Consider the following 12,313-nt stretch of genomic DNA (forward strand, 5'->3'; position numbering starts at 1 on the left):
CATATACCCAACAAATCCACACACAAATTAAGTCAACACTTTTCTTTACTAACCCTATCGAGCATAATATGTACTGATGTATAGATGGTGGGTATATGAAGACCGTAGATAGGATTTTGCAAATCGTTAAGCGTGATGGCTCTGTCACTGCGAAACAACTCTCTTCTGAACTGGGTATGACAACCATGGGTGCGCGTCAGCATCTACAAGGTTTAGAAGATGACGGCATCCTGTCGATTCATGATGTAAAGGTCAAAGTTGGGCGCCCAACCCGTCATTGGTCCCTTACGCAAAAAGGTCATGAGCAATTTGCTGATCGCCACGGCGAACTGACCATTCAGTTTATTGAAGCGGTAGAGCACATCTTCGGTAAAGACGGATTGGAGAAAGTCACGTCTGAGCGCGAGAAACTCACCCTACAAAACTACCAGCAACACCTTGAGCAGTGCGACTCTCTGGAAAGCAAGTTACAGACACTTGTTACTCTGCGTGAGCAAGAAGGCTACATGGCAGAACTAGAGAAAGATGAACATGGGTTTATTCTCATCGAAAACCACTGCCCTATTTGCAAAGCAGCCACTCGCTGCCCAAGTTTGTGCCAATCTGAACTCAATGTCTTCCAATCACTTTTAGGTAGCGAAACCAAAATCGAACGAGATGAGCACATCATCAGTGGTCAACGTCGCTGCGTGTACCGAATCCAGCAATAAATCTTCGATCAAACCAACCGCTATTATGAACATACTCTCTTATAAATGAGACTATGACGCAATTCATCCGCTCTCATCCTCTATGTGGATTAAGCTTTTAGTAACTAGGAGCAACATCCAATGGATTTGGAGCGGCTATGCCGAACAGCTACACACCTCAAGTTTTGCCCTCATTCGATGAAATGGTAAAAATGGCAGAACAAGACCCCGAAGCCTTTGAGCAATTTCGTCACGATATGGCGAAAGAAATGATTGAAGGTGCTTCAGAGCAGATGCAACCACGATTGTGGGCGCAGCAAAGTCACATAGATAGAGTCATTCATAACTGCAAAAATCCCAACCACACTAATGTCGTATTGATGAACGAGCTGCAGAAACAGGTCGTGAAATTCAGAGAGGCATTACAAGGGGAAACCGCCCCAACTAAAAAAGCCGATGTGGTTGAGTTGAAAACGTTTAAAGATAGGGATGATTTTTACTAAAACTCGTTGGATAAATCGAGAAAGTCAGGATTCGTTTTTCTCACTAAATCTAACTTCCACTCTCGCTTCCATTGTTTCAACTGCTTTTCTCGGTTTATGGCAGTTGCCATATCTTCAAACAGCTCAAAGTAAACGAGCTTGTGAACGTGATATTTCTTGGTAAAACCCTCAACGACTCCGTTTTTATGCTGCCATATTCTTTGGGCTAGTTGGCTGGTAACACCAATGTAGAGAACTGAGTTATTTTTTGAAGTTAGGATGTAAACGCAAGGTATCTTGTCGATGGTTCATTCTCCTTAATGATCTGTGGCTACTTTTCCATTGTAATTCACTAGCTCGGTCGTTTACTGCAAACTCGGAGCACTCGGTGAGTAGATTCTGAATCACGCTCGTCCCTCGCTGTTCAGAATGACAGTTAATTTAACTTGCTATTAAATAAAAGGAATCCGTCATTCTAGCGAGCCTCAGCGAGACTAAGAATCTACTTTCAGCAAGTACAAGGACTTAGAAAGAACACCCTCTCGTAGTTACTTTAAGTCACTCTTAAATAAAGGAACCCATCATTCTAGCGAGCCTCAGCGAAACTAAGAATCTACTTTCAGCAAATACAAGGACTTAGAAAGAACACCCTCTCATAGTTACTTTAAGTCACTCTTAAATAAAGGAATCCGTCATTCTAGCGAGCTTCAGCGAAACTAAGAATCTACTTTCAGCAAGTACAACACCTTAGAAAGAACACCCTCTCACAGCTACTTTAAGTCACTCTTAAATAAAAGGAATCCGTCATTCTAGCGAGCACTAGCGAGACTAAGAATCTACTTTCAGCAAGTACAACACCTTAGAAAGAACGCCTCTCATAGTTACTTTAAGCCACTCTTAAATAATAGAAGCCCGTCATTCTAGCGAGCCTCAACGAAATTAAGAATCTACTTTCAGCAAATACAATACCTTAGAAAGAACACCCTCTCATAGTTACTTTAAGTCACTCTTACACAAAAGGAATCCGTCATTCTATTGAGCCTCAGCGAAACTAAGAATCTACTTTCAGCAAGTACAACACCTTAGAAAGAACACCCTCTCGTAGTTACTTTAAGTCACTCTTAAATAAAGGAATCCGTCATTCTAGCGAGCCTCAGCGAGACTAAGAATCTACTTTCAGCAAGTACGAGCCCTTAGAAAGAACGCCCTCTCATAGTTACTTTAAGTCACTCTTAAATAAAAGGAATCCGTCATTCTAGCGAGCACTAGCGAGACTAAGAATCTACTGCCAGCAAATTCGATACCTAAAGACCTTACTCCGGCTCAGGACCGTATTTGTTCTGACCGGCAGAACCTTTCAAGAAACCACACTCGATAAGAATCCATAGACCACATAGCAGAGAGACCGAAGCAATCAGCATTTGCGGTGCAGATGGGTCCTGTGCGGCTGGGTTAGTCATTGGAGTGGCAACTCGACCAATGATCAATGGGATGTTCAACGCTAGCCAGTAAATCGACTTATTACGGTCATGCCAACGCTTAGTGGTTATCGCCAAATCTGGGATCAGAAGAATCAATAAGAAGATAGGCAGAAGAATATAAGAAAATGCTGGGAACAACTTACTGATGCCCGCACCAAAACCTAAGATTAGGATGTAGTAGATGATGTTCCACATCCAGTAAGTTTTACGACCTATACGCCCTTGGAAAGAAAACAATAACTCTTTAATCGACATCGACTTTTACCCTAATTTTGAAAGGCTATAGATTAGCCGAGTCAGCATGGTTTGAAAAGTTCATCCCCCCAGAGGAAAACATCACCAGATTTCAAACTGTAGGTCTGCACATTTAGAGCCTTCAGCTTGTCGACTCTAAATGTCTAAATGAGGCAGTTTGGACTTTAACCCGAGCAATAGAGCTAGTTCACCACCTTCTGGAAGCAATCAATATCCATATCGCGCACATTCACCGTTAAGCTACGAACATGACTCGCTTGTTCCTGTAAAACAACCATCAGTGCTCTTGATAACTCGCGTTTTTGTTCTGCACTTCTACCTGCTAGCAAATCAAAGTTGATGTGAACGAAATCAACACTATCGCCCTCTTCTCCCACCAACCAATTGTGGCAACGAAGCGCACGTGATTTGACGGACGCAAGCTCGAACAAACCACTCTCCAAGGTGACTCTGTGTAGATCTTCTAGTAATCCCTGGACATTTACACGCTCATCGACTGAGTTGGAATATTCTAAAACTAAGTTTGGCATTTTGATTCCTTTCTTATTACGGCGAACTTTTAACCCACAGTAATACCAATCTAAGGCGCATTTTCCGAGGAATGGACTATCATTCTGTCTACGCGATCACCAATCGATTGCTTTTGACAAAAATAACAGAACTAATGCAGCACCGACCAGATGAAGAAAGCCGAATAAGACATGACGCCAATCATGATCTGTTCACATTATTCTGTTATATTCCTACGTAGATTTTTTACATTAATAGACTATTTACATTAAAGATAAGGGAGATATTCCTATGCGTCGTCCTGTAGTGATGGGTAACTGGAAACTAAACGGTAGCAAAGCAATGGTAACTGAGCTGCTAACTGGTATTAACGCTGAACTTGAAGGCGTTGAAGGTGTTGACGTAGCAGTAGCTCCACCAGCTCTTTACATCGATCTAGCTGAGCGCGTAATCGCTGAAGGCGGTAACAAAGTTATCCTAGGTGCACAAAACACTGACCTAAACAACAGCGGTGCTTTCACTGGCGATATGTCTCCAGAAATGCTGAAAGACTTCGGTGCTTCTCACATCATCATCGGTCACTCAGAGCGTCGTGAATACCACAACGAATCTGACGAGTTCATCGCTAAGAAATTCAACTTCCTAAAAGAAAACGGTCTAACGCCTGTTTTCTGTATCGGTGAATCTGAAGCTCAAAACGAAGCTGGCGAAACTGAAGCAGTATGTGCACGTCAAATCAACGCAGTTATCGACACTTACGGTGTTGAAGCTCTAAACGGCGCAATCATCGCTTACGAGCCAATCTGGGCTATCGGTACTGGTAAAGCAGCAACAGCTGAAGATGCACAACGCATCCACGCTTCTATCCGCGCACTAATCGCAGCGAAAGACGAAGCAGTTGCAGCACAAGTAATCATCCAATACGGCGGTTCTGTTAAGCCAGAAAACGCTGAAGCTTACTTCTCACAACCAGACATCGACGGTGCTCTAGTTGGCGGCGCTTCTCTAGACGCTAAGAGTTTCGTAGCTATCGCTAAAGCAGCGGCAGCAGCTAAAGCTTAATTTCGCTTTTTATTAAGCAGAAATAACAAAGGGATGCATCACGCATCCCTTTTTGTTTGCCTACGATCTAATGAGTTTTGTCATTCCGAGGAGTCTAAGCGACATCAGGAATCTACCCTCCGCACACCCCCAAATCAAACCAGCAAAACAACAGACACAACCTATAAGACTCCCGTCATTCCGAGGAGCTTAAGCGACATCAGGAATCTACTAACCGCATGTGTCAAACCCAAAGTTAAGTAACGAAAAACGCCTTACATCAAAACAAAGAACCTAATCGCACTTCCGATTATTCCCACTCAATTCCATCCAACCAACGAACTCTATTCACTTACCCTGCCCTCAAGATTTAGTATTGACCTATGCTTGTTCAAGGAGGAGCAATCGACATGACAACACCAATATCAGACATCGCCAGTGTGATTCACCATGGTGGGAAACATACCGTCACAGGCTCTTGTCATGAATTGAAACTGCCACACGGTAGCATCTTGATCGATTGCGGACTCTTTCAAGGCAAAGACATCCATTTTGGTAATCGCAAGGCATCACTGGATATTGAATTTCCGGTTAAACACATCAAAGCATTAGTCCTGACTCATGCTCATATCGACCATATTGGACGCCTACCTTGGTTACTGGCTGCTGGATTTAAAGGTCCCATCTACTGCACCAAAGCAACAGCCGAACTGGTACCGCTCATGCTAGAAGATGGATTAAAGCTGCAACTGGGTTTGAACTTCCACCAGCGTCAACAAGTCCTCAATGTTATTAAAAAACAGCTAAGACCCCATGACTACCAACAATGGCTGCCACTTGGCAAACAATGTTACCTACGCTTTCAGCCTGCGGGGCACATTCTTGGTTCCGCTTACGTGGAATTCAAACTCCCCAATCATGAAATCATCGTATTTTCCGGCGATCTAGGTCCGTCCAATACCCCGCTCTTACCCGATCCAAAGCCGCCAAAGCGTGCCGACTATTTGTTCATCGAGTCCACATACGGCAACAAAGAGCATGAAGACATTGCAACTCGAACTAAGCGCTTGAACGCCATTATCGATCACGCACTGCAAGACGGTGGTGTAATTCTGATCCCAGCTTTCAGCGTAGGACGTACGCAGGAACTGTTATTCGATATTGAGCAACTGATTCACCAACGCGACTTGTCGTCTTCTTTGCCAATTATCCTAGACTCACCGCTTGCGAAAAGAGTCACGAAGACCTACCGGCGTTTCAAAAAACTGTGGGGAAAAGAAGCAAAGCAAAAGCTCAACAATCATCGTCATCCCCTCGCCTTTGAACAATGCATTACTGTAGAAAACCATCGAGAACATCAAGCATTAGTAAATCGACTAGCCTCCACCGACGAGCCTGCAATTGTCGTCGCGGCATCCGGTATGTGCGAAGGAGGAAGAATCGTCAATTACTTAAAAGCACTCTTACCAGACGAAAAAAATGATGTGCTGTTTGCGGGCTATCAAGCACAAGGAACCTTAGGGCGAGAAATCCAATCAGGCAGCCACACGGTGGATATCGATAACCAACCAATCGAAGCCAACGCACAGATCCATACCATCTCTGGATATTCTGCACATGCAGACCAAAGCGATTTATTGAAGTTTGTTACTGGGACTCCAACACAACCAAAAGCCGTGCATTTGATACATGGAGAGAAAGAAGCAAAAAAAGAGTTAGGAGAGAAGTTGGAAGCTGAGGGAATTGAGGTGGTTTATTGATTAGAGCGAAGTGAATACTTTAGTAAAAGCAAAGAAGGTCCTAGCAAACTAGGACCTTACCAGAAATTGATCAGTCGCTACCAAACAAGTCACGCGTGTAAACTTTATCCGCTACGTCAGCTAACTCTTCCACCATGCGGTTAGAAACAATCACATCCGCACTTTGTTTGAACTCATTCAGGTCTTTAAGCACTCGAGAGTTAAAGAAATCTTCTTCTTTGAGCACGGGTTCGTAAACTACGACCTCAACACCTTTCGCCTTGATACGCTTCATGATGCCCTGAATAGAAGAAGCACGGAAATTGTCCGATCCCGCCTTCATGATTAAACGGTAAATACCGACAACTTTTGGTTCGCGCTTAAGAATAGCTTCAGCCACAAAATCTTTACGAGTACGGTTAGCATCAACAATCGCACCAATGATGTTGTTTGGTACATCTTGGTAATTGGCTAAAAGCTGTTTCGTGTCTTTTGGTAAACAGTAACCACCGTAACCAAATGATGGATTGTTGTAATGATTACCGATACGAGGATCTAAGCCAACTCCTTCAATGATCTGACGAGCATCCAAGCCATGAGCTTCTGCATAAGAGTCCAGCTCATTAAAGTATGCTACACGCATAGCAAGGTAGGTGTTGGAGAAAAGTTTCACTGCCTCAGCTTCTGTCGAATCAGTAAAAAGAACTTGAATATCGTCTTTTACTGCCCCTTCCACTAGCAAGCTAGCAAATACTTCCGCACGTTCACTGCGTTCACCAACGATGATACGTGATGGGTGAAGGTTATCATAAAGCGCTTTGCCTTCACGCAAGAACTCAGGGGAGAAGATGACATTCTCACATCCCAACTCTTCTTTGATTCGAGCAGTATAGCCAACAGGAACAGTAGACTTAATCACCATTACTGCATCAGTGTTGATAGACATAACATCTTTAATCACCGCTTCAACAGAAGAAGTATTAAAGTAATGCGTGACTGAGTCATAATCCGTTGGCGTTGCGATCACAACATATTCTGCATCTTGATAAGCTTTCTGCTTATCGGTTGTTGCGATGAAGTTTAGTTCCCTGTTTTCAAGGAAGTGTTCAATCTCAGCATCAACAATTGGAGATTGTTTTTTGTTTAGCAATTCAACTTTTTCAGGAACAATATCTAGTGCAACCACTTCATGGTTTTGAGCTAACAGCATAGCGTTAGAAAGCCCAACATAACCGGTACCAGCAACAGCAATTTTCATAAGGAAACCCCTTAATTTATTCCCTAGAAGGATAACAAAAGTGAAGACGAGGTACTATGTGAAGTGCAATACAAAAACGTATTATCGCTATTTCTAACAAGAATTTAAGTAGAGTGACACCTGTGTTTTGCTTACTATTGAGCGCCCCAAAAGTCAACTTTGACTATTTGGGATATAAATTCACCTATAAATAAACTATACTTCCGTGGTTATCAGTAATTGGCTAGTCTAACATTTAAAACTTTACCTATGACAGACACTATCGACACAACGCTTCAAAAGAGAGAAGCGAAAGAGCTACCTGACAATAACTCTCTTAGCACTCAGGTATCATCAGAAGACTTAAAAGCAGAAGCTAGGGATACTTGCGTTTATATCTATTGCCCAGATTCAGATGAAGAAACCATTTCTTCCGTCTTAGAAAGACATCCTGAAATCAATGCTCAAGTGAATAACTATTCTATCAGAGACTTCAAAAACAAAACTCTTTGTCATTTTAGAAGCTCTCACCTAGATAGCAGTCAACAGGCATATCTCGTCGCTGCTACAGAGCTTGGGGCTTGGGTGGAACCTTTAGTAAGTTATTTTGATAGACGTTTGGGGTACACAGAAACTGAACTACTCCATAGTGGCTATTTCCTTCACCAAAAAGCTTTTTCAATCTTATCTAACCGGAAGAACAGTTGGCAAAAAAGAGCGATTGATTTGCTTTTTGTTTTTATGCTGGCTTGGATAGCAATTCCTGTGGGCCTAATTACAGCTCTTTTAATCAAGCTTGAGTCTCCAGGTCCCGTATTCTTTAAACAAAGGCGTACAGGGCAATATAATGAGGAGTTCGATGTCATTAAGTTCCGTTCAATGCGAAATGACGCAGAGAAAGATGGGGCGAAATGGGCAACGAAAAACGATGCACGGGTAACACGAGTCGGAAAGTTTATTCGTAAGACACGTATTGACGAACTACCACAACTAATTAATGTATTAAAAAACGAAATGTCGATGGTGGGTCCACGCCCAGAGCGAGAAGTGTTTATTTCGGAATTAGAAAAAGAGATTCCTTATTATCGATTTCGTCACGCTGTAAAGCCAGGCGTTACAGGACTAGCTCAGGTAAAATACCCTTATGGTGCATCTATTGATGATGCAGTTTGGAAGCACAAATACGATATCTATTACATTAAACATCAAAACTGGAAAATGGAAGTGAAGATTTTACTCCTTACGGTGAAAACTGTTTTGTTTGGAATGGGGAGGTGATTTTTATGGACTTAATTGATTTTTCATAGCCTTGCACGACTAATATTATATATCTAGAACAAGCTAAATTATTGTAAAGTCTATAGAAAATAACACCTTGTAATTTTATTGTCTGATTTATATATTAGTCAAAATGTCTCAAAGTGATTGCACTTTGAGACAGTCCGATTAAATTAAACATTTAAAATAATAAAGTATTATTTCTCACACCACACATTTAGTCATCCGTTACTATCTAAATAACTAAGGAAAAACATCAAATCATTTTTAATCGTAAAATCAGAGTTAATATAGCTCCAATTTATAAGGATATGAGTTGTTAGCTACGAGTCTTTACTTCTAATTATTCGGTAAATTTTACCGAGTGCTTTCGTTGGCAGAATACGTAAAGGGAAACGAAGTAAAGAGTTTTTAATCGCATGCCTTTTTTGCATAATTCCTTCTTGCGAACTGCGTTTTAAAAAAGCAATTTCAAAAAGTGCGTAGTTAAACCCTCCCCTTCTTGAAAGTTGCCCTATACCTGCTCGCATTGCAATTAAAGGTTCCTGGATATTGTAAAACCTATAGCCTCGGTCAATCAGCTTCAACCAAAGATGATAATCTTCAAAAAATAAAACATCATCATATCCACCAACATCTAATATAGCATCCTTTCGATACATAACTGACGGATGGTTTAGCGGGTTTCTCAATTTTGAAATGGTTACGATTTCAGAGTGGTGTTCTGGTGGCTTTCTATAAGCAGTTATTATTTCGCAACTTGATTCAAACTCTGAAACCCAACTACCACATATATCTATTCTTGAGTCATTCAGGATGGACAATTGTTTTTCAAATCGTGAAGGTGCACAAACATCATCTGTATCCATACGAGCGATGATATCGTAGTTACAGAACTTTAGACCTTGATTCAACGCTTTGCCAAGTCCTACGTTATTTTCAAGCTTAACCCTGATTATAGGCAACTTATTTTCCCAAAAATTTAATGTTTCATATAAAGCATCAGTTAAAGGTCCATCTTCGACGATTACTAACTCGTCAGGTGTAAAAGTTTGAGCTTGGATACTTTCTAAACATTCATGTAGAAATAAAGATTCTTCTTTATAGTACAACGACATTAATACTGAAAACTTCATTTATGACTCTTTTTTAAAAATAAAACACATCAAAAAGATAAAGATGGCTATATTAGCCTAGAGAATTTTTATTAGCATGAGAAGTCAAGAGTTTATCAAAAGGAGTTCATTCTAAGAAAACAGGCTCTTTAAAAACATAGAATCATAAAGATACCAACACCTTTTATTAATCTATCTTCACTCATTCACTGTACAATCATCTATTATCTTATAAAACCTAAGGGGCGGATAAATCTATATTACAACAGAAATATTATTAGACTTAAACATTGTCAACGTTAAGAAAAAAGTCATTATTAATATTTAAGAACTTCCTGTCTAAAATATCGCTTACATTAAAACTTGGTATCACATTATAGAGTTCAAACCAAAATCCATATTTTTCATGCATTTTTTCGTCGACAATAAAGTTAACTCTACCTCCCAAAGAGTTAATCTCAAGCCCCATATAAGAAAAGTTAGAGAAGAAGGTCGAGTCTGATGCTACTGACAAGCAGTCTTCGAAAGATTCAAGTAGAATAGAATTATTTGGACTTAAAAATGGGTAATTTTCCAGACTGTCTCTTGGATGTATTTTAACATAAATCTTTTCACCAGCACTAAGGCTCTCTATACACTTATTCAATAACTTGACTTGAAAATCTTGGCTTTCTAGATCACCGTGATAAATATGAGCCCCTGTTAAAAAAACAATATTTTCAGGTTGCTTCAAATTTACAATAGAACAATAACGATTAAAATGAGGTGCTTTTACTTTGATTATATTAGACTGCTCGCCAAATCTTTTTTCTATTTGAGCCAATGAAGAATGGTTAGACACTATATACCTTTGCGCATAGTATTGGCTTAAAAGGCGGAGTCGTGGTGAGATTGAACCAATATTATGAAGTACATTATACACTGGTCGATTAATAAAAGTAACAGGACATCGATAATAAGATGTTATGTTAAGCCCTAAAAGCATTGCAACAAATCTAATTTCAAAAAAAGTAAAGCCACATAATATCTCGTGTTTTTTATATTTTCTAAGACAAGAAAACAGCTTATAAATGACCAAAGCTTTAGATTCTCTTACCGAAAATCTTGTTACTTTATCCGTATAAATGTCAACCCCATCTAGAGATACATTACAATCTAATAATATGTGTGCATTCTCATTAATTAAGCCAATTTCAAGTATATCTTTCAGCTCTTGTAAGTTAGTACAAATAACCACGTTATACTGCTTCATTTTTAAAGTAACCTCGATATCTAATTAATAAAAACACCCTGAGCAAACTCATTAAGGAGAAGGTGATTAACGTTGCATACGCACACCCATATATCCCATATCGAAAATACAACACTCCTCCCAAGGCTACATTTAAGAAAAACCCAGAAAACTCGATCCAACTGTTATATTTTTGTTTTCCAGATAAGAAAAATAGATGACCAACAATGCAACATGAAACTACAAATGATTGACCTAAAACAAGAATTTTAAGCAAATCATCATAATTAGTATAATTTTCTCCCCATAACATCAAGATATCATGTGAAAAATAAATGATGAATGAAGTTTGAGCAACTACTAATAATGAAATAACAACGGTAGTTTTCAATGTATAGTTTATTGCCTCTAGAGAAGTAGAACGAGTCAAAGTAGTATTTAATTTATACGGTATTACTAGAGTAGCGACTGAAGCTACAATACCGATAATCATAGAAACTCGCTGTGATATAGCATATCCAGCTATATCCGCGCTATCTGCATCAAAGAAGCCTAGAAGCAATATATCTAGTTGGGAATGAAAGTATAATAAAACATTGACTGTTGCTATTGGAACTAGATTTTTAATATATTTCATTGTACTGCGATGAAAAAATATTTTTTTTAAAGGTAGAAATATTGAGGAATATCTACAATTTAGTCCGCAGAATAAAATCGGAATACTGAGCGCACATGTTTGAATTACCAAAATATGAGACAAATCAATGCTTCCAAAAGCAAAAAATAAAATAGTCAACATCACTATTCTTATTATATTGGGCAGTATTTCATATTGAATTAATGCGCTTTTTTGCCGATTTACAGCGCGATTAAAACAAAAAATACTTAATTGAATAGTTGTAAGTAGAGCTATAACAAATATTGATAAAACGGGTAGATCAAGAAATACGATAACCGGAATCAAAAAAGGTATAGTGGTGGTTAATATCTTAGCCTTAATAATAATTAGACGAGCTATGACTCTTGTCTTAGCAGAGCTAAAACCGAGAATGTTAAATTTAGATATAGATTTAAAGAAGTAGGTATTACAGCCCCAGTCCCATAATAGACTTATAACACCAGCCCAGGACAGAATTAAGCTGTAAACACCAAAATCATCAGGTTTAGATACTCTCGCTAAAATCACAGAGCTAATAAAGACAAGACCGATTGAACAAACTCTCAGCGCAAATGTTGTAAAAAATCTAGAATACAT

The 12,313-nt window shown here is 39.5% G+C and carries 12 protein-coding genes; 5 read left to right on the top strand and 7 right to left on the bottom strand.

Features of this window, described 5'->3' with window-relative positions:
• The first annotated feature begins 95 nt into the window (after nt 1-95).
• Nucleotides 96-710, top strand: coding sequence for a helix-turn-helix transcriptional regulator (locus tag OH463_RS07870; protein ID WP_005446749.1), 615 nt, complete (start codon nt 96-98; stop codon nt 708-710).
• A gap of 137 nt (nt 711-847) precedes the next feature.
• Nucleotides 848-1,192: a DUF3135 domain-containing protein gene (locus OH463_RS07875; protein ID WP_017190019.1), complete on the top strand. Its 345-nt coding sequence runs from the start codon at nt 848-850 to the stop codon at nt 1,190-1,192.
• Here the strand turns inward: OH463_RS07875 and OH463_RS07880 are convergent.
• The 3 genes from OH463_RS07880 to OH463_RS07890 form a co-directional block, all read right to left on the bottom strand.
• On the bottom strand, nt 1,189-1,476 hold the full coding sequence (locus tag OH463_RS07880) for a GIY-YIG nuclease family protein (protein WP_080992333.1): 288 nt from the start codon (nt 1,474-1,476) through the stop codon (nt 1,189-1,191). The genes OH463_RS07875 and OH463_RS07880 overlap by 4 nt on opposite strands.
• Nucleotides 1,477-2,484: 1,008 nt before the next feature.
• Nucleotides 2,485-2,907 carry a DUF805 domain-containing protein gene (locus OH463_RS07885; protein WP_038897742.1) on the bottom strand — a complete coding sequence of 141 codons (423 nt, stop codon included), beginning with the start codon at nt 2,905-2,907 and terminating at the stop codon, nt 2,485-2,487.
• Nucleotides 2,908-3,089: 182 nt separating this feature from the next.
• Nucleotides 3,090-3,437: a 5-carboxymethyl-2-hydroxymuconate Delta-isomerase gene (locus tag OH463_RS07890; RefSeq protein ID WP_269990954.1), complete on the bottom strand. Its 348-nt coding sequence runs from the start codon at nt 3,435-3,437 to the stop codon at nt 3,090-3,092.
• 271 nt (nt 3,438-3,708) lie between these two features.
• On the opposite strand from OH463_RS07890, the gene tpiA reads away from it, so the two are divergent.
• Complete coding sequence (gene tpiA, locus OH463_RS07895; protein ID WP_005428123.1) at nt 3,709-4,479, top strand: triose-phosphate isomerase; 771 nt, start codon at nt 3,709-3,711, stop codon at nt 4,477-4,479.
• A gap of 389 nt (nt 4,480-4,868) precedes the next feature.
• Entirely contained in the window at nt 4,869-6,218 is a 1,350-nt protein-coding gene (locus OH463_RS07900) for an MBL fold metallo-hydrolase RNA specificity domain-containing protein (RefSeq protein WP_269990955.1), read from the top strand.
• A 70-nt stretch (nt 6,219-6,288) separates the two neighbouring features.
• On the opposite strand, the gene OH463_RS07905 is transcribed toward OH463_RS07900, so the two are convergent.
• Nucleotides 6,289-7,455, bottom strand: a complete 1,167-nt coding sequence (locus OH463_RS07905) for a nucleotide sugar dehydrogenase (RefSeq protein ID WP_085319884.1) — start codon at nt 7,453-7,455, stop codon at nt 6,289-6,291.
• A gap of 249 nt (nt 7,456-7,704) precedes the next feature.
• Here OH463_RS07905 and OH463_RS07910 point away from each other — a divergent pair, with 249 nt between their 5' ends.
• On the top strand, nt 7,705-8,712 hold the full coding sequence (locus OH463_RS07910) for a sugar transferase (RefSeq protein ID WP_269990956.1): 1,008 nt from the start codon (nt 7,705-7,707) through the stop codon (nt 8,710-8,712).
• 323 nt (nt 8,713-9,035) lie between these two features.
• On the opposite strand, the gene OH463_RS07915 is transcribed toward OH463_RS07910, so the two are convergent.
• The 3 genes from OH463_RS07915 to OH463_RS07925 all read right to left on the bottom strand — a co-directional run bounded on the left by OH463_RS07915 (nt 9,036) and on the right by OH463_RS07925 (nt 12,313).
• Nucleotides 9,036-9,848: a glycosyltransferase gene (locus OH463_RS07915; RefSeq protein ID WP_225463573.1), complete on the bottom strand. Its 813-nt coding sequence runs from the start codon at nt 9,846-9,848 to the stop codon at nt 9,036-9,038.
• Between the two features lie 262 nt (nt 9,849-10,110).
• Nucleotides 10,111-11,079: a hypothetical protein gene (locus tag OH463_RS07920; protein ID WP_069545020.1), complete on the bottom strand. Its 969-nt coding sequence runs from the start codon at nt 11,077-11,079 to the stop codon at nt 10,111-10,113.
• Nucleotides 11,066-12,313 (bottom strand): oligosaccharide flippase family protein, encoded by a 1,248-nt coding sequence (locus tag OH463_RS07925; RefSeq protein ID WP_269990957.1) that lies wholly within the window; start codon nt 12,311-12,313, stop codon nt 11,066-11,068. Before OH463_RS07925 ends, OH463_RS07920 begins: the two co-directional genes overlap by 14 nt.

The sequence above is a fragment of the Vibrio sp. NFR genome, assembly GCF_027587095.1.
GTDB lineage: Bacteria > Pseudomonadota > Gammaproteobacteria > Enterobacterales > Vibrionaceae > Vibrio > Vibrio harveyi.